The 22,380-nt window shown below is 59.0% G+C and carries 22 protein-coding genes; 10 read left to right on the top strand and 12 right to left on the bottom strand.

The annotated features are described in order from the left end of the window. Nucleotides 1–320: 320 nt before the first annotated feature. Nucleotides 321–1,256: a DUF2493 domain-containing protein gene (locus TabM4_RS20220; RefSeq protein WP_434622586.1), complete on the top strand. Its 936-nt coding sequence runs from the start codon at nt 321–323 to the stop codon at nt 1,254–1,256. 54 nt (nt 1,257–1,310) lie between these two features. Here the strand turns inward: TabM4_RS20220 and TabM4_RS20225 are convergent, their stop codons facing one another. Further along, nucleotides 1,311–2,699 carry a DUF4041 domain-containing protein gene (locus TabM4_RS20225; protein ID WP_434622588.1) on the bottom strand — a complete coding sequence of 463 codons (1,389 nt, stop codon included), beginning with the start codon at nt 2,697–2,699 and terminating at the stop codon, nt 1,311–1,313. 761 nt (nt 2,700–3,460) lie between these two features. On the opposite strand from TabM4_RS20225, the gene TabM4_RS20230 reads away from it, so the two are divergent. After that, nucleotides 3,461–3,865, top strand: coding sequence for a single-stranded DNA-binding protein (locus tag TabM4_RS20230; RefSeq protein ID WP_434622590.1), 405 nt, complete (start codon nt 3,461–3,463; stop codon nt 3,863–3,865). A gap of 146 nt (nt 3,866–4,011) precedes the next feature. Here TabM4_RS20230 and TabM4_RS20235 read toward each other — a convergent pair whose 3' ends face one another. From TabM4_RS20235 to TabM4_RS20250, 4 genes are read right to left on the bottom strand one after another with little or no spacing between them, the layout of a single operon-like run. Further along, nucleotides 4,012–4,479, bottom strand: a complete 468-nt coding sequence (locus TabM4_RS20235) for a DUF6527 family protein (RefSeq protein ID WP_434622592.1) — start codon at nt 4,477–4,479, stop codon at nt 4,012–4,014. Next, nucleotides 4,385–5,794: a ThiF family adenylyltransferase gene (locus tag TabM4_RS20240; protein WP_434622594.1), complete on the bottom strand. Its 1,410-nt coding sequence runs from the start codon at nt 5,792–5,794 to the stop codon at nt 4,385–4,387. Before TabM4_RS20240 ends, TabM4_RS20235 begins: the two co-directional genes overlap by 95 nt. Next, nucleotides 5,791–6,192 carry an E2/UBC family protein gene (locus TabM4_RS20245; RefSeq protein WP_434622596.1) on the bottom strand — a complete coding sequence of 134 codons (402 nt, stop codon included), beginning with the start codon at nt 6,190–6,192 and terminating at the stop codon, nt 5,791–5,793. Before TabM4_RS20245 ends, TabM4_RS20240 begins: the two co-directional genes overlap by 4 nt. Before the next feature lie 4 nt (nt 6,193–6,196). Next, nucleotides 6,197–6,541 (bottom strand): multiubiquitin domain-containing protein, encoded by a 345-nt coding sequence (locus TabM4_RS20250; RefSeq protein ID WP_434622598.1) that lies wholly within the window; start codon nt 6,539–6,541, stop codon nt 6,197–6,199. Nucleotides 6,542–6,698: 157 nt separating this feature from the next. On the opposite strand from TabM4_RS20250, the gene TabM4_RS20255 reads away from it, so the two are divergent. From TabM4_RS20255 to TabM4_RS20275, 5 genes are all read left to right on the top strand, one after another. Next, nucleotides 6,699–7,070, top strand: coding sequence for a helix-turn-helix domain-containing protein (locus TabM4_RS20255; RefSeq protein WP_434622600.1), 372 nt, complete (start codon nt 6,699–6,701; stop codon nt 7,068–7,070). Continuing rightward, nucleotides 7,071–7,985 (top strand): ImmA/IrrE family metallo-endopeptidase, encoded by a 915-nt coding sequence (locus tag TabM4_RS20260; protein ID WP_434622602.1) that lies wholly within the window; start codon nt 7,071–7,073, stop codon nt 7,983–7,985. A gap of 100 nt (nt 7,986–8,085) precedes the next feature. Beyond that, entirely contained in the window at nt 8,086–9,261 is a 1,176-nt protein-coding gene (locus TabM4_RS20265) for an AAA family ATPase (protein WP_434622604.1), read from the top strand. Next, a complete protein-coding gene (locus TabM4_RS20270; protein ID WP_434622606.1) occupies nt 9,254–11,476 on the top strand; it encodes a S8 family peptidase in 2,223 nt (740 codons plus the stop codon). The genes TabM4_RS20265 and TabM4_RS20270 overlap by 8 nt, the downstream gene beginning before the upstream one ends. Nucleotides 11,477–11,708: 232 nt before the next feature. Then, nucleotides 11,709–13,109 (top strand): HD domain-containing protein, encoded by a 1,401-nt coding sequence (locus tag TabM4_RS20275; RefSeq protein ID WP_434622608.1) that lies wholly within the window; start codon nt 11,709–11,711, stop codon nt 13,107–13,109. A 247-nt stretch (nt 13,110–13,356) separates the two neighbouring features. Here TabM4_RS20275 and TabM4_RS20280 read toward each other — a convergent pair whose 3' ends face one another. The 6 genes from TabM4_RS20280 to TabM4_RS20305 form a co-directional block, all read right to left on the bottom strand. Beyond that, nucleotides 13,357–13,689 (bottom strand): type II toxin-antitoxin system RelE/ParE family toxin, encoded by a 333-nt coding sequence (locus TabM4_RS20280; RefSeq protein ID WP_434622610.1) that lies wholly within the window; start codon nt 13,687–13,689, stop codon nt 13,357–13,359. After that, a complete protein-coding gene (locus TabM4_RS20285) occupies nt 13,689–13,982 on the bottom strand; it encodes a hypothetical protein (RefSeq protein WP_434622612.1) in 294 nt (97 codons plus the stop codon). The genes TabM4_RS20280 and TabM4_RS20285 overlap by 1 nt, the downstream gene beginning before the upstream one ends. A 115-nt stretch (nt 13,983–14,097) precedes the next feature. Next, nucleotides 14,098–14,343, bottom strand: a complete 246-nt coding sequence (locus TabM4_RS20290; protein ID WP_434622614.1) for a WGR domain-containing protein — start codon at nt 14,341–14,343, stop codon at nt 14,098–14,100. Nucleotides 14,344–14,499: 156 nt separating this feature from the next. Further along, nucleotides 14,500–14,736, bottom strand: a complete 237-nt coding sequence (locus tag TabM4_RS20295) for a hypothetical protein (RefSeq protein WP_434622615.1) — start codon at nt 14,734–14,736, stop codon at nt 14,500–14,502. After that, nucleotides 14,733–15,071, bottom strand: a complete 339-nt coding sequence (locus tag TabM4_RS20300) for a hypothetical protein (RefSeq protein ID WP_434622617.1) — start codon at nt 15,069–15,071, stop codon at nt 14,733–14,735. The genes TabM4_RS20295 and TabM4_RS20300 overlap by 4 nt, the downstream gene beginning before the upstream one ends. Nucleotides 15,072–15,442: 371 nt before the next feature. Then, nucleotides 15,443–16,168, bottom strand: a complete 726-nt coding sequence (locus TabM4_RS20305) for a division plane positioning ATPase MipZ (RefSeq protein ID WP_434622619.1) — start codon at nt 16,166–16,168, stop codon at nt 15,443–15,445. A gap of 705 nt (nt 16,169–16,873) precedes the next feature. On the opposite strand from TabM4_RS20305, the gene mobC reads away from it, so the two are divergent. The 3 genes from mobC to TabM4_RS20320 all read left to right on the top strand — a co-directional run bounded on the left by mobC (nt 16,874) and on the right by TabM4_RS20320 (nt 21,351). Next, on the top strand, nt 16,874–17,272 hold the full coding sequence (gene mobC / locus TabM4_RS20310; RefSeq protein ID WP_434622621.1) for a plasmid mobilization relaxosome protein MobC: 399 nt from the start codon (nt 16,874–16,876) through the stop codon (nt 17,270–17,272). Further along, nucleotides 17,265–19,091, top strand: a complete 1,827-nt coding sequence (locus tag TabM4_RS20315) for a relaxase/mobilization nuclease domain-containing protein (protein WP_434622623.1) — start codon at nt 17,265–17,267, stop codon at nt 19,089–19,091. The genes mobC and TabM4_RS20315 overlap by 8 nt, the downstream gene beginning before the upstream one ends. A 166-nt stretch (nt 19,092–19,257) precedes the next feature. Continuing rightward, nucleotides 19,258–21,351 carry a UPF0149 family protein gene (locus TabM4_RS20320; RefSeq protein ID WP_434622625.1) on the top strand — a complete coding sequence of 698 codons (2,094 nt, stop codon included), beginning with the start codon at nt 19,258–19,260 and terminating at the stop codon, nt 21,349–21,351. 312 nt (nt 21,352–21,663) lie between these two features. Here the strand turns inward: TabM4_RS20320 and TabM4_RS20325 are convergent, their stop codons facing one another. Continuing rightward, entirely contained in the window at nt 21,664–22,269 is a 606-nt protein-coding gene (locus tag TabM4_RS20325) for a TetR/AcrR family transcriptional regulator (RefSeq protein ID WP_434622627.1), read from the bottom strand. Nucleotides 22,270–22,380 lie beyond the last annotated feature (111 nt).

The raw sequence follows: 22,380 nt of genomic DNA on the forward strand, positions 1-22,380 counted from the left end.
AACCATCGCAGGGTCTGAACCGTCGTCCCTTGCCTCTTCGCGGGGCGGCTCATCCACCCGTCCCCCGAGCGGCCTTCAAGAGATGGGCAGGCGGCCGTCAAAGGGGACGACCCTTCAAGGACGGGGGGCAACTGATTTCCGCCGGCGGGGACGGGCCCCGCCTTTGCATCGCGAAGCAAATCAGCCGCCCCCCGTCCTCCTCCACATGCGTTCCGGCCCCGAAAGCGGGGTGAAGGGGCCTCCCCCGTGACGGCTTTCGCAGCCCATGAAGGCCGCGCGGGATGACGCGCGGACCAGACAGGCCCGGAGGCAAGAAGAAGATGACGTTCCAAACCCGCGACGACGCTTACGAACCCAGCCACACCGCATCCCAGACCGCCCACGCGCTGGAAGAGCTGCAGCTTTACGGCTACCGTCCCTTTGAAGACGAGCCCGATCCGCGCCCGATGCCCGACGCAGACCGCCTCCGGGGTGCCGTCGCCGACATCTTCGACGCCCTCGTCGCGAGCCTGGCCGACACCCGCATGGAGCCCGACCTCGAAGAAGTGCTCTGGGGCCAGGTCAACCTCTTCCACCGTGCCACCGCTAGGATCGAACGGTCGCTTGACGAAAACGAGCAGGCGCAGCGCCGCCTCCAGCGCGAGCAGGACGGTTCCGAGGTGAAATCCACCGAACTCGAGCGTCTGACGGCCGAGGGCCTGACCCTCACCGAACGGCGGAACTGTATGGACATGATGCGCGATCACGCCGCCTCCGAGTTTTGGCATCACACGGGGTCGACCTGGCGGCCCCGCACTGGCTCAAAGGTGAACCATCAGCACCTTACCGCCGCCCTGATCGACAGCCGCGATTTCCTCGCCGCCAAACGCCGCGCCGAGACCGAGGTGATGCTGCCCGCTGGCCCCAAGGTTGCCCTTACCGGTGGGACCGACTTCAACGATCACCGCCTGATCTGGGGTAAGCTCGATCAGGTCCGGGCCAAGTATCCCGACATGGTCCTTTTGCACGGTGGAAGCCCGAAGGGCGCAGAGCTCATCGCCGCCAAATGGGCCGAAGCCCGCGGCGTGACGCAGGTGGCTTTTAAGCCTGACTGGACCAAGCACGCCAAGGCCGCGCCCTTTAAGCGCAACGACGCCATGCTCGACGTCCTGCCCGTGGGCGTCCTCGTCTTTCCGGGCAATGGCATCCAGGAGAACCTCGCCGACAAGGCAAAGAAGCTGGGCATCCCGGTGGTGAAGTTCGAGAGGGGGGCGTGAGCCCACCAACCATCTCTTTCGGGGCGAAAGGCCATTCGCCCCGGGAGAAGTCATTCAGATCGACGCTGGCAGTTCTCGCGCCGCTGCCGACTGCATGTCAGCCAAGCTGGCATTCCGTCGGGCCAAGGTTTCGTGCCATTCTTGCGCTTCCCGATCCTTGAAGAAGCCAGCCGTTGGCGCCAGGCGCCCGACAGCTGCTTCCACTTCGTCCAAGGATACCCTGAAGAATTCCTTCCGGAAGTTCGACATGTTGATCCGCTTCTCAGCGAATTCTTTGTGAAGTGCGGCCTCCAGCGACGGGGCCGCATCGCTGTAGATCATGGCGTGGGTGTCGAAGCTAAAGGGCACGCTTGCGTCCCCGAGTTCGCGGACCCGGTCATCGGGATCGAGCCGACGGGTCAGCCCGATTTTCACGACGTCATCGCCAAACGAGCCCACGTTCGAGATGATGTAGACATATCCGGACTTGGTCATTTCTGCCATGGCACGAGCGCGCTCACTGGCAAGATGCGCCGCCGCCAGGGCCGCTTCCAACTCGGCGATCCGTTGTGCGTTGCCCTCGCCATTCGCCTCTTTCCGAGCCTTCTCCAGCAACGCCTGATACTTGGCCTCCTCCCGCTCGGCGGCTTCGGCCTCCGCCAACAGCTTCTTCTCTTCCTTTTCGGCCCGGGCCATTTCGGCGCGCTCTTCCTTCTCGCGCTTGAGCTGCTCTCGATACTCGTGGGTGAGACGAAGTTCCTCGATCTTCAGCGCGACGAACCGATCGTTGAGCGACAGCTTCATCGACGTGTTTTCCTTGTCGATGGAAGCGGCCGCCGCCAGGACGCGCTTCTCCATCGCGACGACGTTGTTCCAACGGACATTGGCGATTGCTGCTTCGCACTCGTTATTGAAAGCCCGCATAGTGAGCCGCATCTGACGATTGATCATCGTCGCGCCCTTGGCTTTGCTGCCGTCCACGGTCCATTCCGTCGGGCAAAGGGCCGCCTGTTTGGCCGAGACCATCGCTTTCTGGCGGTCCCGAACTTCGACGATCTTTGCCTTGAAATCCTCGCTGTCGGTGAAATCGAAATGCGGCTCGTAGAGGCCCAATTCGGCAAAGGCCAAGCGTTCGTCATAGATGGCGGCCTGGCTCTCCAGCCGGTCGAACAAGGCCCGCTTTTCGGCATAGGAGGCACGGAGCCGCTCGATGTCCGACGTGAGCGATGCGGCGATACCTTGCAGACGCGCTACCTCGGCCTCTTGGGAAATGATCCCAGAGTATTTCGCCTTGGTCGCCTCGTGGTCCGCCATTAGTTTGGCAGACGCCTCTTTGTGGGTCCTTGCAGCGGTCTCGGCCTCACTGGTCTTCTGCTTCAATTTTCGCCTGGCGATCAGCCACAGAACCATAAAGATCGGGGCGAGCGCGAACCATACCAAAGCAACGATTACGACCGGATTCATTGTGCCCCCTGAAAATGCGATTTCAGCGCAGAATGCGCGGGCGTCCTTCTCACCTCAACATTGAATCTCTGCCATCGTCACCAAGCAGGTTTGATCGCCAGGTACTAAGTGGTCTCGAGCGGAATCCGCCGAGTCGTTCCCTTGACGCGTCGCCTGCTCACCTACCTTTAGCCGCCCTGCCAGCCGGGGGTCGACCTTTTCCGGTCGACGATCTCTGGCCCGACGCGTGACGCGGTCCAGCTCAGTCTCTGCATATCAAAGTGATAGCGGCTCTTTGCCCAGACCCTTCACCAGACGCAGCATCAACAACGACCGGCTCCTGCGTTGAAAGCCTGTAGATGCCGTGCCCCTCGGGATCACGATCAGCTTGGGGCTCGGTTTGAAACGCGCGGCAAAAGACGAGCAGGGCAGGGGGCTCGGGTGGGTGTGGTGATCCCTTTGTCCCTTTCCCGGGTTCTTTCCCCTTGGTCCTGACATTGCCGGATGAGATCGGTCTGAGGGTGTCTGCTTGGGTCTCTCCCCCTGTGATCCGGCTGAGGCACATTCCCTTCGACTGACAATCCCCTAAGCCTGTTCGGTTTCCTGCCCGCAACCCCAACTCCTGCCCGGGCCGTGTTGCCCTGTGCTAGGGCTGCCCGCGCCGCCCCGGGCCCTCGGGGGTTTTCGGGTTCCTTTGTCTCCCGTGCGGACGTCTCCCGACAGGCTTCTGCCGGGTCTTGTCGAAGGGATGGTCCCTTCAGCGAAATCTCAGGAGAACCACCATGCAGAACATCGTCATCCTCGCCGGCAACATCGGTCAGGCCCCGGAGGCTCGCACCACCCAAGGCGGCACGAAGATCACCCACTTCACTCTCGCCACCTCGCGCCCCCGCCTCTCCGAAGGCCGCGCGGTCCGCGACGAGCACGGCTACCGTGTGATGGACACCGAATGGCACCGCATCACCTGCTTCAACGGCTTGGGCAAGTCGGTCGCCGAGAACTGCGAGAAGGGCATGAAGGTCCTGGTGCAGGGCCGCATCCACTACACGAAGTGGACCGATGCGGCGGGCGTCGACCGCTACGGCTGCGAGATCATCGCCGAGAAGATCGACTTCCTCAGCCGCCCGAAGACCGCCGAGGGAGATGCGCCCGAGCTGGTCGATCGCGACGACGAGGTCGGCTTCTGAGACGACCAACATCCTGGCCCGGCGGGGATCACCCGCCGGGCCAGGAGCGGAGCTTCCATGGGCGCATGCGCGGTCCGCTTTCGCCGCAAAGCTTCCACCGAAATCTGCTCGGTGTATCTAGCGTAGAACCTGCCTTCTGTGATGTTTCATTTGTGAAGGTCATTGACCCAGATCACTCGACTGTCGCGAAACCAGAAATGTGAATGGCAGCCCCTCTTCCGCCAGACCGATGGACGCAGCGAGGTCGTGCCATCTCTATTGCGCAATACACGCCACACAGGGCGCTCATCCGGCAACAGGTTCAGGTGCAGTATTTGGGCGCACCCGCACGGGCAGAGCATAGCGGCTTGCTCCTGAAAACCATCTTCTGCAACGATATAGAGTGTATTCTTCTTCAACTGAGATGGCAGGCTGCCGTCAACCTCTATTGTTCGGTAGGGTGGATTGAGCCAGGTGATTACCCGCCGTTTTAGGAGATGCAGTCGGACCCCAAGCCTAGCGCAGACCAATCTGATCCAGTTAGTCACTTTTTCGCTCCGTAAGTTCAATTTGGCCCAAGATCGGTTCAACATCACCTCGACCGACTTTGCGCACGAGGATGGGGCAGACGCCATGTTCTGCCTCTGAAAATAGTTCCATGCTCGCGAGACTGAATGTGACCTCTGCATGGCGACGATTAGGAGCTTCGCGGTAGGGATGGAGGCGAGCGAGGAACTCGTTCACAGCAAGAGAGGCAGCAAGCATGTTGACGCTGATCACCGCGGGACGATGACCGACAGCACCACGAATGTAGCCATCCTTGACTTGACGGTCATGCGCGGTCGGATCCTGGCGCCTGAGACCAGCTGCAGCCACGTCAGCCATACTGAACAAGCCGCGACTCATGAGCGAAGACCGACCAGGTTGAAGGTAGTTCACGGTGCCGCATGCTTCACTGATGCGGCCTTCTTCTGGCCCGTCACGCACTGCGTCTAGACGCACGCCGATGTCAAAGTAAGGGATGTGATAATGTGTCGAAAGGGCGTTGAGCAGGTAGCGCCCATCGACGGTATCCATGCAGCCAAAGACAACATCGCACTGCGCAACCGCCCTGATGACATCGGCATCCCAGAGGCTTTTTCGGATCGGAATAACCTTGGTGCCAAGTCCCGCCCGCGCCGCAGCGGCTGCAAGGACATCAACTTTCATCCGCTGCTCGGCAGCATCTTCCAAGGTGGAATTCAGGATTCGGTTGATGTTGCGCTCTTCGGTGACGTCATCGTCGACCGCAACAATTTCGCCTGCACCAAGGCGCATCAGCTGTTCGAAGACTGGGCTGCCAGTGCCCGACGCGCCGACTACCGCGAAGGACATTCGTTGCATGCGCTCAATCGTGCCCAAGTCGAATGCCTGCGCATGCGAAGCTACGAACGAAGGCGCCGCAAGGTTACCGCTGTTGGGATACCAGAACATGAGATCATCGCCAGCAACACTGATGCTGGCCAAGTCCCGCATGGTGCCGTCGTCACCAAGCACCCGTCCAAACATTTCACCATTCGGCAGCATAACGACGCTACCATGCGGCACGTCGGCTTCGACATAGCCCTTAACCATGGGCAGAAGGCGCGCATCGCCTTCATCGTCGATTCCTGAGAACTTTGCATAGCCTCCCGGGTGGCTATGAATCTTAACAACCGACAATTTCTCTGCAGTTGCACGTTCAAGTATGTCAGCGATGGCGTCAGTGTGCCAGGTGATCTTCTTTGGTGTGCGTTCGCATTGATCATAGGGAATGTCATGCACTTCGCGAACGGTCAGGCGGTGGCGCCTGTCACCATTGCGCCGTCCGCACAAGAGGATGGCAACGGCCTCAAAGCCGTCCCCTGGAAAAAGAAAGCTCTGCAAGTGTGTGTGCTGGTCGCCAGACATGGCAAGAGTCACTGGGATCATTTCTCAAACTCCCGCTCGAACCAATCCTCGATGAGGAAGATGTGGCTTGCGATACTGTCCACGCCGGGCATCCACGGATTCTGAGGCGTACGGTGCCTTGACCAACGCTGAAAGGATTTGCCTTCGATGGATTGAAGGGCGTCGGCGCAGCCGATCAACTTGCCGTCCACGCGCTTCAGGTGCGGGAAAACGTAGACCATATCGAGTCCAACATCTGGGTAGCCAGTCTCGATTCTGATGGCCGCCAACACGTTGGACTCGGTGTACCCCTTTGGGGTCGGCCAATTGTGGATCAGGAGCCAAGGGGAACCGTCAATGACGGTTTCCCAAGGCAGGCCGTAGTCGTCGAGGAACTGCTCGTCCTCCGCGGGCAGCCGGAACTGGCGACGAAGAGACATGGTATTAGCCCTCCGTCTGGTCGCGCGGCAGTGCCTTGAACTTCTCGACCCCCTTCTTGCGAAGGTCGACATGTTCGTCGAGGCCGACTTTCTGAGGCGCTTCGCCGGCGGCCTTCACGCGGAGCGTGTAGTCCTTACCCGGCAGCAGATTGGCAAGCGTCAGGATCTCCAGGCCGGTCGGCATGGGCTTCGTGATGACATAGGGCTTGCCGTTGATCGTCAGGCGGTATCCCTTTGCGAGCGGCGGCTGTTTCCCGGCTCGCGCGTACTCCTCGATATCAATGATCTCATCGAGAACCTGCTCTTCACCCAGATCCTTGTCCGGGCCGTTGATCGTCGTCGTCTTCATTTTGGATCCTGTTTGTATGTCGACAGAAGTAGTTCCGGTCGATAAGTGCATCATGCTGCAAGCGTGCTTGATGTGTCAAGCAGAATTAGTACGCTTGACAAATCAAGCGAAAAGTCTATAATTTACGGGCTTCCAGGCCGTAACGAGGAGGAATGGAATGCTGGAGAAACTTAACGAGAGGACATCCGTGACCCACTCTTTGGGCCAGTATCTCGCGTCGATCCGCCGAGATCGTACCCTCACTCTGCGTGACGTCGAGACGGCCACTGCAAAAGAAGTATCGAATGCGTACCTCAGTCAGATCGAGAACGACAAGATCAGAAAGCCTTCCCCAAACGTGCTCTTGGCGCTCTCGAAAGTATACAAGATCAGCTATGAGCGATTGATGGAGATGGCGGGGTATGTTGTCGCCACGAAGGCAAAGGGCGAACGGCATGGCAGGGTTGCTACCTTCGCTGAGCACAATCTTTCTGACGAGGAAGAGGCTGAGCTTATGAAGTACCTTCAGTTCATTCGGAGCCGAAAGTGAATGCCAAAGGCTGACGATAGCTCCCTCGGCGCGGAGGACCGTCGGTTTGTCGAGGTGCGCGCGAAACAGTTGCTTGATCGTGCCGATGCTTGGGGTCGGTTTCCGACGCGAGTTGACGACTTGATGGAGGCGGCGCAACTCAAGGTGGCCGCCTCCAGTGCCTTCGATCCGGTTGCGATCATGGCCTATGCTCGCGTTAAAGGAGCGCAAGCTGGCCAAGTGATTAAATCTGCAATCGAGAAGATTTTGGGCCTCTACGACCCAGAAGAGAAGACCATACACATTGATCCGACTGTTACTGCGTCTCGTCAAACCTTTCTGAAGCTACACGAAGCCGGCCATCATGAACTGCCTGCGCACCGCAAAATCTTCCGCTTCTTTCAGGATTGCGCGCAGACCCTCCGTCCTGACATTGCTGACCAATTCGAACGCGAGGCAAACAACTTCGCGCGATACACGCTGTTTCAAGGTGGCACGTTCGCCAAGATGGCAGATGATCATGCCCTCGAGATCAAGAGTGTGACAAGGCTGTCAAGAAAGTTTGGCGCGTCGGTCTATGCATCAGCCCGCGAGTTCGCGCGAACAAATAGGCGGGCATGTTTGGTGTATGTCTTGGAGCGACCAACCTTCGGTATGAGTGGGTTTACGGCTGATGTTCGCCGGATCGAGGCCTCGCCGAGCTTCTTGACGCGTTTTGGTCTTCCTGCGGATACTGCAATCACGGCAGACCACCCGTTTGCAAAGCTGCTTCCAATCGGACGCAGAATGACCAGCCCCACGGAGTTTGCGGTTGTTGACCGCAATGGCGAGAGACAAATCGTGATCGGCGAGGCCCTAGACACCACATTTAACATCCTCATCCTGGTCTATGCTTTGGATGACTTTGCGATGCCTGCGCCGATTGTGGCGAAGTAGAAAGGGGCGTATCGCCAATATAGGCCACAAGAAATATACGTAAAAACAATATCTTATGAGATTTTCGGAAGATAGTTCTTTATTTTGTAGATTTTCGTCCATGCTGGAGCTATGCCTGCGCCTAGAGAAGGGGTGGCGGATCCCGATGGGTGACATGCAGAATATTGAAACGGATCTAATCCACCTTGCGCGCGTAGCGCTTTCCGGGCGACCGCAAGATGTACATTTGCTCCTTCGGAAGATCGCAAAGGGCTACCGCGAAGTGGCTCCGAACCTTGCCGAGCAGGTCACCGCTTTGTTGCGAGAGGCTCCTACACGCTCGTCCCCGCTTCGAGGGCAGACCGAGGCTGCCCTCCCCGTGGACGTTGACACTAGATTTCACCTGCTGCGTGTCGAGGAGCGTCCTGCAATCGATCATGAGCCAGTCTTGTCGGACAATGTTAATCGTCTGCTCACGCGCCTTGTGGATGAGCGGAAGCACAGTCAGGCACTACTAGATGACGACTTGGAACCTACCAAGTCCGCAATTTTTACTGGTCCTCCTGGCGTCGGCAAGACGCTGGCAGCGCGTTGGGTTGCGCGATCGATGGGGCGACCCCTCGTTGTGCTAGACCTCGCAGCAGTTATGAGTAGCTATTTGGGGCGGACCGGCACCAACCTTCGGCACGTGTTGGACTATGCCAAGTCCACTGACTGCGTCTTGCTTCTTGATGAGCTTGATGCGATCGCGAAGCGCCGAGACGATACGGGCGAGCTTGGCGAACTTAAACGTCTTGTTACTGTACTAATTCAAGAGATCGACGATTGGCCGTCAAGTGGGGTGTTGTTGGCTGCCACAAATCACCCCGAATTACTGGACCCCGCAATTTGGCGCCGGTTCGACGTGGCGGTGGAATTTCCGTTACCCGACGATGCAGCCATCCGCGTGTTTGTTCAGGCGATGCTTAAAGGTCGGGTTAGTGACGAGCGAAAATGGGCTGAAATTCTCGCACTTGCTTTCAAAGGGCGCTCTTTTAGCGACATAGAGCGCGATTTGCTTTCTGCCAGACGAGCGGCGGCCATTTCGAAATCGTCCATTGACGACCACATCGCCGCATTGATCAAGGGTGATCAATTGAACAAGGCGGATCGGATCGTTTTGGCTACGAAACTGGTGGAAAGCGGTCTTGCCTCGCAGCGCGCTGCCCATGAACTGACAGGGGTTTCTCGCGACACAATCCGAACTCGATCCAATACAGAAATGCGCCCTCGGCAGAGTGGTATGATGAATGGCTAAACGGAATTTTCTTCTTGGTCGTGGAGAACGTCTTACCGAAGCGGTGATTGTAAGATCGGGGCCACCGAACAAGGTGCCGCCCTATACGTTTGCGGAAGCAAAATCTCGTTTACTACCGATGTTGGCTGCAACTATTGAGCATATCGACGCTTTGCCTGATGCCGCTTGCCCTGGTGGCCAAGCTGTGGCCTCTCTAACAATTAACCCAGAGTATATAGCCAAGTCGTACTACCCCCATGAACTTTTTAAGGTGACAGGGTTGTCGCCGGTCGGAAGCCGACCAAGGCGTATTACGCCGGAGAAGCGTTCCAAAGAGCGGGCGCCTGAACCAGTGCTGACGACTGAATTCTTCGTCATTGGCGACAAGGAAAAATTTCGCTCGTGGCATCGATCGTTGCCGGATTGGGTTATTGAAACCAACGGTGCAAACGACCTCGTCGCTATCGAGCAGATTTCAGCTCCTTCGGCCAACGACAAAATCAAGGGCCACCCTGCTTCGAAAGGTAAAGTCGTTTTTGAAGTGGTCCTGCACGCTGACGAGTTGGCGGGGGAGCGCTTCACGGTTGCGACATTCCAGCAATACTTGCTTGGCTTAGGGGTGCGAGCAGGCCTAGATCATCGCTTTTACGCTGGTGGTCTTTGCTTTATTGAGCTTGACGCGCCAGCGGAACTTGCGCCCTTGATAGCAAACTTTTCCTTAGTACGAGCGATCCGAGAAATGCCGCCACTTCGGATGTTCCGACCTGCGGTAAGGACAGCTGGAATGCCGTCAGTCGCGACGGAACTTCCTACCGAGCCTGCAATCGACCCGAATTTGAGGGTTGCCATCTTCGACGGTGGTTTGCCCGACAATCACGCTGTCACGGCTTGGGCTACCCCGATTGATGCGACAGGCGTAGGCCGCCGCTATCACGAGTTCACTAAGCATGGCGTAGGCGTAACTTCAGCCTTTCTGTTTGGCCATCTTGAGCCTGGGTCACCAGCGCCGAGGCCTTACGCGAACGTGGATCATTATCGGGTCCTCGATGCGGAGCCAGGGCAGAACAAGTACGAACTTTACGAAGTATTGGAGCGCATTGATCGGGTTCTCAATAGTACGGAGTATGACTTAATCAATTTGAGTCTAGGACCACAGTTGCCGATCGAAGATGACGACGTACATGCCTGGACCGCAGTGTTGGATGACCGACTGTCCCGCACAGACACATTGGCCACTATCGCTGTAGGAAATGATGGAGAGGGTGATGCAACCCTGGGGCATAATCGCATCCAAGTACCGGCGGACTGCGTGAATGCACTTGCCGTGGGCGCGTGTGATCGCCCTGACGACGGCTGGAAAAGAGCGGCTTACAGCTCAGTTGGCCCTGGCCGCAGCCCAGGCCTCATCAAACCCGACTTGGTTGATTTTGGCGGTTCAATGCAGCGTCCATTTTTGGTCGTTTCTGACCAAGATGGAAGACAACTTGATGCTACAGGCGGAACCTCCTTTGCAGCTCCCTCGTTGCTGCGCTTGGGTGCAGGCGTTAAAGCACATATTGGGCCAAATATAAGTTTGTTGGGAACCCGCACGCTGTTGGTGCACACTGCAGAGTTTATTGACCACGACATGAAGGATGTCGGTTGGGGTCGGGTTGCCCGCCGCTTGGAAGATATCGTGATGTGTGATGACGACACTATCCGAGTGATTTACCAGGGCAACATATCGCCTGCAAAGTATCTCCGCGCAGCCATCCCTCTTCCTGACGGAACACTGAAGGGTTACGTCGAGATCACGGGCACGCTCTGCTACAAATCTTTGACAGATCCACACCACCCGGGAAATTACACGCGCGCTGGGTTGGAGGTCACTTTCCGCCCTCACGACGGTAAATTCCGAGATGCCAGTCAAGTTCATGCTAATACCGCTTCTTTCTTCAGTAAGCCTGAGAGTACCGGCGAAGAGGAGGAACTGCGGCGCGATGCTTGGAAGTGGGAAAACTGTCTGCATGCACAACGACGGTTCTTAGGTAAGTCATTGAACAATCCATGTTTTGACCTCCACTACAACGCGCGGCTCGAGGGGAGAAACTTTGCGCCCGACCAACAACTGCCTTATGCCTTGGCGGTGACCATCCGCGCCAAGAGCGCCAGAGATTTATACGATCAAGTCGTGAGGAAGTACTCGACCACCCTTGAAGCGTTTCGACCAGTTGTTGAAATTCCAGTGCGGGTTTAGATGGGTTGCCGATACTTTGAAGATAGATTGAGCATCTAATGCTGAGTTGCAGTCGATGTTTCCATGGGGTCAATTGTATTTTGAAATTCGCAATGCCGGCCGTCAATAACTAAACCATGCGCCGAACGCCGGTGTTGTCAATATGCTGTGAAGTGATAGCTACATTTCAATGATCTAGGCGAACAGATTCCTAATCACAGATCGAGGATCCTGACTAACAATGGCATCAAAAATGATCAAAGACCCAATTCATGGGTTTATCGAATTCGAAGGACTGGCCGAACTTGAATTGAAAGACATGCTTTCGGACCCGTTCTTTCAACGATTGCGGCGTGTCAAGCAGCTTGGGTTTTCCGACTATGTTTTCCCATCGGCCACTCATTCTCGGTTCGCCCATTCTCTCGGCGTCTATTCTGTGGCCCGGCGGATGCTTTCAGTTGTCGAGCCCGACGCCCGAAATGGAAATTGGTCAGAAAAGGGTCAGGCTTGTCTAGCGGCGGCGCTGCTTCACGACGTAGGCCACGGAATGTTCAGTCATGCCTTCGAGAAGGCGATGGAGTTCTATTTCGAGCGAAACCCGGAGCAGAGGACCGAAAGCCCAGGGCTGCTGGATGCTGTCCATCATGAGAAGGTCAGCCCCAAGATCATTACGCAATCATCGATCGCCGCAAGTTTGACGAAGTTGGGCGGAGAGGGATTTCCGCAGCTTGTTGCCGATATGGTTCTCAAGAGCCAGAAGGGATGCGTCTACACTTCGATTGTTTCTGGCCAACTTGATGCCGATCGTCTCGACTACGCTAAGCGTGATCCCTACTTTGCGGGGGTTTCGTCAGGTAGCATCGACCTGGATTGGTTGATACGAAACCTCAGGAAGGGAAATAGCGAAAGCGGCGAGTTCCTATATATTGACAGCAAGGCCTATATCTCACTCGAACAGTTCACGGTAACGCTGTTCCAGCTGTACCCGACCATCTATCTGCACAAACGTACCCGCGGTTTAGAGTATATGTTCGCCTTGCTGATGAGCCGGGTGTTCGAACTCATCGCCAAAGGTGCAGTGACTGACACCGGACTAGGTCCCGATCACCCGTTCGCGCGGTTTTTCAAAGAGCCTGACAATCTGGAAAATGCGCTACTTCTCGACGATACTTTGTTCTGGGGATCGCTGTACCAATTGAAGGAAGCTCGCGACCCTTCGATCAGCACAATTGCTCGCCGGATCGCTGAACGAAGAATCTATCCGATGCTCGATATTTGGAAGATGGCCGATGAGGTCGCAGCGTCCAAATCCAGTGTTCAGAAACTGAATGCTGTAGAACGGGTGGCACTCCTTCACGGCGTCTGCCAAGCGGTCGCTGCTGAGGTCTCTGACGATCAGGAAATTTGGATCGAAGGCTGCTACTATGACAAATATGACCGCCCCATCTATAAGCCGCTGAACATAATCAATGGTACAGCGCAGCAGATGAACGTCGAGGTAGGCGGCAAGATTGTGGACATCGCTTCAATCTCGCCCATTGTTGCCAGTGCGGCCACCTTCAACATTCACCGGATCTACTACGATGATGCAGTTCAGGGCCATGGTGAAAAATTGAGGGCCAAGCTTCGGGATTCTGTGGATCGTCATCTTTGAGGCCGCGACGACTCGGCGGGCCTTTCCGGTCCGCCGGTGTCAGTTAAAGTACTCGTTGACCAACTTCGCACCCATCAACGTCTTCAAAGCGGGCAAATATTTCGACGATATTTGGGAGACTGTGCTTCAAGGCAACTATGGGCCATGATTCAGGAGAAAAGATTACATAATCTTCATTATGCGACACAGCTCTGTACGCGCAAAGTAGAACTGTCGCTCACGCCCCTCCGGCCGCGGCACACCTCGGTCATCCGCTGAAGGACTTCCTCGTCTTGCCTGCGGTCATCCAGTCCTGCCCGCCGAAGGCAACAAGAGCGACAAAGACGCAGTTCTGGGTAGGTTCTGCACGAAACACGACGGTAAGACGATGGCCGCGGCCGCCATGGCGGACCAGCCATCCGTCCAGCGGTGGCGCCAAGCGAACACCTGACATCGGGTTGGCAGAGATGTCGGCGATAAGTTCATCGATCTCATCAAGGCGCCTGCCAGCGGCGTCGAAGTCTCCGCCGGTCACTTCGACGATGTGATCAACCAAAGCGGCAAGGTCCTGGTCGACCAGGGGATGTCGAACGATGCGCATCAGGCAGCGGTGCCACCGGCAGCCTTTGCAAGTCGAGCAAGATGCGCGCGCGCGCCTGACGTGATGCTTTCTCCCGTGCAAACAGGTTCCCAGGCATCAAGGGGAAGCGCGAGGCGCCGCTGGACTTCGGCTTCGAAGAGCAGACGCTCTCTCTCCCGCGATGCCCGCGCGCGAGCCATCTCTCCTGAAACTGCGGCGCTGATGTTCGGATACTCACCACTTTCAACCAACTCGCGAGCGAAGTTGAACGCTGCATCCGTGAAGCTGACACTCTGCTTGTGTACGCCCATCATTTTCTCCGCCGGTAGTCCGTTGGAGCACCATAGTCGTTATGGGATGTGTTTTCAACCACCGCACGCGACCGACGTCTGCAGGATAAGCCTGCGCGGTAGGCGAAAGGTCTATAACTCATCGATGCATTGGGCGGGTAAGCAGATACCCGCGACGCGCCTTCTGACGAAGGGTCCGGACGGCTGCCCTCTCTGCCTCGGCGGCAGATTCCCAAGTCTCGATACATGTCCGACCTCGCGTTCCAATCCTGCCCCAAGTCCGTATGACACAAACCTCCCCGAACAGTGTCGGCGCGATATCGACACGGTAAAACCGCGCCATGTTGGCCTCGGGATCGATGCGGTGCAGATGTGCCAGAGCCATGGTGGTCCTCCCCCGCACAGAATCCGTCCTAACGCTTTCCAAGTCCAATTGCGTTTCTGAATCGAAACCAGCGGATCGATTCGGAAACTTGATGGGTTGCCGTTCTGACCGCGTACACTGGCGACCAAGGGGTTGCCCCCTAGCGGCCTGCCAGTGTCAGACGGTTGCGACATCCCGCGAGTGTGGGACATCCACGACAACGAAGCTCTTCGCGCGTCTCTTGTTTGGAGTGTACCAGACGGTCTTGCGTTCGCCGGTATTGCTGAACTCATAGGTAACCCCAAGTATGTTCTCGCGCTGATCCGGGTCGATCATCCATTCCACAGGCGTGCCAACACCAATCTCGGTGGACTGCGTGGCAGGTTCGAGGGGTTCCGTTTTCTGGTTGGTCATTTTTCGTCTCCCTCGGGTTTTGTTTGAAGCGGCGCCTTGTCCAGAGCCATGTCGAATGCCTCCTGGAACCGCGCACGGAAGGCTGGGCCCATGACCCGTGCCAATCCCAGGAATCCAAGCGGATCGTGTCGGGCCGCCAGGTCGGCCGCGAAAGCCGGTCGCAAGGTCAATGTCACGCTTGTTGGATGCTTGCCGCGCGCCCCGCGAGGCTCATTGACTTCCGGCATGCCATCGCGCTCCCAATCGTCAAAAACCTGATCACGCAGTCCCTGCGCCACACGGCGGATCAGGAACTGGACCGAGCATCGCGCCACTGCGGCCCAGGTTTCTGCCAAGCGTGCTTGCCGGGACGTCAAGGACACTGCGACATAGACAACTTGCCCACGCGCCGCCGATCCTGAGCCCGGCACCGCAGCCTGCCTGGGAAGGTCTGTCGATCCCGGAAGGTCCCCCTCCTCTTTCCGAGCTCCTTCCCGAATGCGGGCACACGGACCATCGTGATCACAGGGGGGCGCGACCTGGGAGTTGACGGCCGCAATGGGTGGCAACTCGGGCTTCGCCTCTGACCTGGAATCGGACAGCGTCGGCAGCGCCGGGCTTGGCCTGTCGACTTCCGCCGGGGGCGTAGACATTCCACCGAACCCGAGCTTCGCCGAGAATCCTGCGTCCTGACGGATGATCCGCATCTGATCTTTACGCGGTGCCATTATGCGACCTCCGCCGGTGCCGCGATCAACTGATCAATTTCGTCGAGAAGCTCCCCGGCCTCCTTCACGGCCGTATGCAAATGCGCCGCCAGCCCTCGGTTTGGCGTCTTGTCTGCGATCGGGCCGAGGAGCCCTTCCTTGTCCATTCGGACATAGGCGCTGCGACTGGACAGCCAGGCTTCGCACGCGGGCAACGACCGGAAAAGTTCATCCGCCACCGCGCGCTCGGCTTCAGAGAGTCTGACTTGAACGCGGCTGAACACCACAGAGAAGCCGGCGAGCTCATCCGGGTTGTCGACTCGGCTTCGCAGCTTCAGATACCAGCTGGCGGTCTCAAGTGTCTCGCTGAGATCGCCGCGCGAGAGCATCATCGGGCAGATGATCCGATGGGCGGCAACGGCCAGCACATCCTGTGCCTCTGACCCGCCGCCGAAGGTGTCGATCAGGATCAGATGCTCCTGGTCCGGCTGTTCATAGATCTGGTCAATCGCCTCGACGACCCGGTGCGCGTCAAGCGTGTGGATCACCTCGACAAGGGGTGACCAGTTCCCGGCCTCTTGCCCCGCCTGCATCCACTTTAGGCAAGACTTCGAGGCATCCGTGTCGAAGATCGTAACCGTCTCGCCGCGACTTGCTCCGGCAGAAGCAAGGGCGCGGCAGAGCGTACTCTTGCCCGATCCTCCCTTCCTGTTCATCACCAACACAACCCGTATTCCGTAACCCATGACCCACTTCCTCACTTCGCGTATCGACGATCCCATTTTTCTGAATGCCGATCGCTGAAATCTTTTATCCTAAATCACATCTCTTTAATCCGAACCCAGACTGCGGATATCAGAGACCATCTCGCGCAATTCCTATTGCGCAAGGCGTATCTCTTTAATCATTTGTCTGATTACTGGATGCGTATGACTTTTATCTGATCGCGCAATGCGTGTATCATAAGGCGTAGCCCTGATCACACGTCGCTGATGCCATAACACGCATCCCACACTTCCCTTCTTCGAACCAGCAACACTGAACGGTTGGGTTCGTACATCAATAAATACAGGGCGTTACCGCCACTTTTTTCCGGGAAGTGCCCTCCTGCCAAGGGCTCGGAGGAGCACCTTCTCCGGTTGCGCCTTGTGCATTCAGCGATCGGCGAAGCGCACTCGGTGGCAGGTGAGTTACCCAAGGTTAACACAACCTGCAAGGGGTCATATCGCGCATAGATTTTGCTTGATCAAGAGGTGAAAGAAGGGGATAGAGAAGGTGGCAGGAAATGCGATGTGTCTACAAATAATCGGTGACGGAAGTTGGCAGTAAAATCAGATCCTCGCAAAATACGACTTAAGTCTCGGTCTACGATTTTGGCGAAGACCGGCAATGAAGTTTCTGATTCTGCAGCGCAGCAAGTGGCGCGCCGAGGGCGACCGCGAGCCGAGAGTTTGGGCCAGGTTGTCAGCTGCCGTCTGCCTGCTGAAGAACTCCAGGCCTTTGATGCGCTCTGCACCCAGCTTGGCGCGAAATCCCGGTCTGACGGTGTGCGATCGGTGGTGCGGATGGCCTCGGGCTTCCTCGAGTTCAGCCGGGAGGACAGTGCAAAGCTGGAGGAGATCCGCTACGAGTTGGCAAAGATCGGGACCAACGTGAACCAGATCGCGCTGGCTGCAAACCGCGGCAGGGCGCCGATGGTCAAGGCGCAGTGGGCGTCGGTGGAAGAGCTGCGTCGGTCACTACCGATGGTGGCGAAAGCGCTGAGCCAGATCATCGCGGAACGCCGTCGGCAGGGCGTGGCGCTGTTCCGCAAGTTTGTCGAAACCCAGGAGGGCGCGCGCCATGGTTAAGCTTGGATCGCGCCCGATCGGGCTGGCTGAAGCGGTTCTTGGCGACCTCGACTTTCTGCGTCCCCAGTCAGGGCGCGTGAAACCCGGACCCTCTTCCCCCTCTCGGCAGGGTTTCCGGTTCTCGCCGCGCGCTAGCCAACTCTGGCGTTTTTCGCTGGGATCGAATGCGGCGGTCATCAAGAAGATCGGCAAAGGCGGCACGGCGAACGCCAAGGAGTTGGCGACGCAGATGGACTATCTGTTCTCGAAGTCAGCCGCGATCTTCGGCAACGGGGTCGTGCTGGATGCAGGTGCCAAGGGGCTGACCACGGACGAGCGAAACGACATCGTCGGCGGTTGGGTCGAGGATTGGCGTGGGTCGCCCAAGAACGGGCACTCCAGTCACTTGCTCCTGAGCTTTCCGTCCCATGTGCGGGCCGAGAAGGCCAAGCTGATTGCCGAGGCTTGGGCCTTCGAGATGTTTCAGTCGGGCGAGCACCAAGACGATGTCTGGTCATATGTCGCGGCGCTGCATACGGACCGGGCGCATCCACATGTCCATATCGTTGTGAACAACCGCGGCACCCTGAACGATAGCTGGTTCTTCATGGCGAAGGACCATGCGTTCAACCTCGACATGATGAAAGAGCGCATGGTGGCCATTGCGGCCGAGGAAGGCGTGTTCCTCGACGCGACCTCCCGGGCTGAACGGGGGCTTCTAACCTACGGCCCGTCGCGGGCAGAAATCGAACGGGCGCGGGAAAAAGGCAGGGCACCGGAGGAGCGGCCGCGTGAGGGCAGAGCGTTAGACGATGCGCTGGCCACGATGGCACGGACGGCGGACACCATGCGCAGCCTTAGTCATGTGGCGGCTCTGACCGGGTTGCCGGAGATTGCCGAGAAGATTGCGAAGGCCGAGGAAGTGCTTCGGCAGGGCGGGGTACTTTCTCCCTTCCCGGCTGAGGCGGCGACGCTCGAGCGCGCTGATCTGGAGCGGCATTTCAGCGGATGGATGACCGAGACGGAAGGCAGGATCCGCAAGGCGCCAATCGCCGAGCGGAAGGGTCTGCGGGATGAGCTTTATGGCTACGCTGTCGACATCGCACGTGGGCTTGGCGATGCCCGCGGTGCGCAGCTTCTGCAGATGCTGCCGCAGTCTGCGGCCTACGGCGTGGCGCTTGAGGGCGATACCCTGACGCGGGGCCGAGCGGAAACACCCCTGCAGCCGGGGGCGGCGGAGCGGCTGTGCGCGGAGATCGTGGCGGGTGCGACCGCGATTGGTCTGAGCGGAGAGCGTATCGCCAGCCGTCTGGAAACTGGCGCGGCGAACGCCTGGGAAGAGCGGGATTGGGTGCGCAGTGATCTTCTGGTCCTTGCTGGACGGCGACGACTCGACCTGCGCGACCCTGATCAGTGGAAGCGCGCGGCCGACGAGTTGCAGGGCTTCTATGACATCGCAGCTCGGGCGATTGACCATGCTGCTACCCATGAAACCGTGCCTGAGAACGACCGGCTGGTGCGGACCCTGCGGTCGATGGGGCGGATCATGCAGATTGAGGGCAAGGTCGAGTTCCGGGGGGATGCCCATGCCGAGCGGTTCGCGGCCGAACTGCGTCGTCGCTACGGGGAGGGGGTCGTGGTGGCGCTTGCCGCAGGTCGGACCGATGCGCTGGCGCGGGATGTCGAGGATGAGGCCGAGCGGCGCTGGATTGCGCGGGCGGTGGTCTCTGCGGCGAAGTCGCATGTGGCCTTTGGTCTGACATTGCGTGAGGCGGCAAAGGCAGAGCGGCAGCTGGCCGGTCGCCCTGAACACACGGGCGCGAAGGATTGGGAATTGTGAGGCGATCCCGGCTTGCGCTCTCATGGAGCCGCCACGCCAATCTCTGGCAAGAACCGGTGTGCGGCCTGCGTTTTTCCTTCCGGCTCCCATGCTCTATCGCGCTGACAAGGCCCGGTAGCGTCGCTAGGTTGGTCGCCGAAAATCAGGCAGCCGGGGCAGGTGACAGGTGGCAAAAGATCGGATCGACGAGGCAATGGCGGCCCTCGCGCAAGCCGGCGGCGACGGGTTCGGCGCCCGAAGTGAAATCCTCGAACGGTTCAGCGTCGATCTCCTGCATCGCCCGGCTCTCGGCGGCCAGATTGTCGCGCGCCTCTGCGCGATCAACGACCCTTCGCCGAAGGACGAGGACCTGCTCGACCTGCTTGGCGCGGGCCTCGATGCAGCGCGCATCGCTTGTGAGAACGGTAAGGCTCGCGGGCAGTCCTTTCTCGCTGCGGTCGAAGACGCCCTCGCTCTCGCGCGGCGTCAGGGCCGGATGACGCCCGCGCACAACCTGATCTTTGCCGGAGCTTGGACCCGCAATGGACTGACCGCGCCGGTTTCTCTGGAGGTGCAGCGCGAAGATGTCGTTCCGGCAGATGGTCGGCGCACGGCCAATCCCGCCGAAGGCGATGCGTCGCTCGACGGGCTCTTTGCCGAACTGATCAGCCAGGCAGAGGGAGAGCCGCTCGCGCTGCATGCCGCGCTGACCGAGAGCTTTCCGGCCATGCCCGCCGGGATGCGCGGACATGTCGTGGCCTATTCCGTGGCCCGCAGCGATCCGATCCATGCCGATCTCGCCTGCTTCTGGCTCCTCGATCCAGCTCCGACCATTCGGCTTGCGGCGGCCCGGGCAATTGCCGGACGTCTGGCGCGCGGCGATCTGCCAGGCAGAATCCTCGCGACACTCATCGTCCTGCGCAGCTGGATGCCTGAGGATGATGCGCGGCGGGAGATCGATCTGGTTCTCAAGGAGGCGATGCGCAGGGGCGTGGCTGCCGAACCCGAACCGGGACCCTGGACGCTCCACACTATCCGCGCCACCCTGCCGGATGGCGGCGGTGCCCAGAGCATCGGCATCGCGCTGCAATCGGGGACCCGTCGCAAGATGGCGATGCTGCTCCTGAAACAAGGGCAGGGCGTGAAGGATGCCTATACGATCCCCTGTCGCTCGGCAAAGGATCAGAAGGCGGTCATCGAGCGCATGTCCGAGGAGGTCGGCGCGCTGAGCGTCACGGCCGGTTATGTCCGCCGTGCCCTGGCCATCGCGCTGGCCGATGGCCTGGCGCAAGGACGGCCGCCGGTTCCGGGCCTGATCGAGGTTGCCCGGATCTGCGGGCTCTCCGGTCTGCGCCCCGAGGTGAGATCGACGCCGGACCTGATCGCCGGTCTGGTCTCGACGCCCGCCGTCCGGGCGCTTTCCCCAAGAGAGCAGGGCGCCCTGATCCTCGCGAGCGAGGGCTGGTGGGATCGCCATGAAATCGTCGAAAGCTGGTTCGAGGAAAGCGATGAGGCACAGGCGGTGCTCGACAAGGCGCGAACTGCACGCTCGGGCGAGGCGGCGCTCTGGAAATGGCTGGAGACCCGGCGCGACTGGTGGGCGCGCATTCTGGCCCGTGCCGCCGACGTGCTGGAAACCGCCCTTGAACCGGATGCGGCGAGTTTTGCGGCTTGCGCCACGGCACTGCTCGACGGCCGTGACTTGAAGAAGATCCCGGTGATGCTCGACATTCATGAGCAGACCATCGAGGCCTGGATCCGGGACGATCCGGATTTCGATCCGGGCGCGTCCCTTGAAGACTTGGCCGGGCAAGCGCCGGCACCCGAGAAGATGGGTGAGATGACGGCGCTTCTCTGCGGCACCGACCTCGCGTCCGACTGGCTCGACGGATACCTGACCGGTGTCGTCATCGCACCACAGATGCTCATGCCGAACCAATGGTTGCCCGCGATCCTCGATGCCGTCCTGCCGCGGATCGACCCGTCCCGGTTTCAGCGGTTCATGGACCTGGTGATGATGCGCGCCCAGGCGGCATCGGATATGGCCTCCGAGCCTGGAGAGTTCGTCGGATCGATCGCAAGGCGCTCGAAAAAAGCGCAAGGAGATTGGGCATCCGGGTTTTCCGAGGCCCTGGACAAGTTTCGGTCGGCATGGCCGAAGAGGGGCATGACCGCGGAGGACCGCAGATTGATTGAGATCGGCGCGGCTGGCCTGGCCGGTGTCGACCTGTCAGAGTTCGCGGCTTTGATCGCGATACGGCATGGAAGAAACTCTGGGTGAACGAGGGCGCGCAACGGAGCGAGAAGCGGAAAGCCGACGCAAGGCGATTCGGGACGGTCGCCACAGCGAAGCTGGGAAAGAAGTCATTCATGCAAAGCGCGGTGCCCCTTAGCCCAGTGCAACGATTGCCGAAATGCGTGACTGGCTGGAATCTGGGCACATGGACCGAGGCTCGGGAAGGGGGGTAGGTCAGTGCCGGTATTGCGGTTTTCCATGCTGCCGCAGGGCGGCAGGCGAACGAACCGGACGAGATCAAGGGACGCCTGACACGGATTGCCGGGATACAACAGGAGGCGGGAGCCCGAGCGGGATCTAAGTTGGGGGCTTTGAAGGACAGGCTGGATACAGTCGGCAGAGCAATTCCAAAGCTCTGTCGGATCGCTCCCGGGTTTCGATGGCGTCAGGGGGCGGCATCCGGCCGATCACGCGGCGGATCTGCAGATCACCCAGCAGTAGCCCCAGGTAAACCTCGGTCACTTGCGCTGGATCCTCACCTTCCATTGCCCGTGCGAACAGATCGGTCAACTGCGGCGCAATAGAGCCGCGCCCAGCTTCGGCAATGATCCGGCCGAGATCGCCGCTAGGGTCGGCCGCCGCGGCCCGGTTCAGGGCAACAACTTCCTCGCTGGTGAGAACCGCGATCAGTCGGGGGCCGAACTCTTGTACGGCGGCAAGCGGGTCGCGGAATGCGGCGGCCGACATGACCAGTTCGTCACGCAGTTCCTCGATATTGGCCTGCACCATCGCGCGGAACAGGCCAGGCTTGTCGCCATACCATTTGTAGAGCGTTTCAAGCGAGGCTCCGGCTGCCTTGGCTACAGAGGCCATCGTTGTCGCTGCATAACCATGCTGGACAAGCAGCGCCAGCGCTGCCTGCTGGATCTCTTTCCGCCGCGTTTTCCGGGTTTCCTGCCGCATGCACCTTCGCTCCTGAATGGTCGCGTTGACAGGATCAGTAATTGCAATTACGGATCATCGCAACCGTAATTAACGTTACACTTATCACCATCCTAACCCGGAGGGTCCATC

It is taken from the genome of Tabrizicola sp. M-4 (assembly GCF_051132405.1).
Lineage (GTDB): Bacteria > Pseudomonadota > Alphaproteobacteria > Rhodobacterales > Rhodobacteraceae > Paragemmobacter.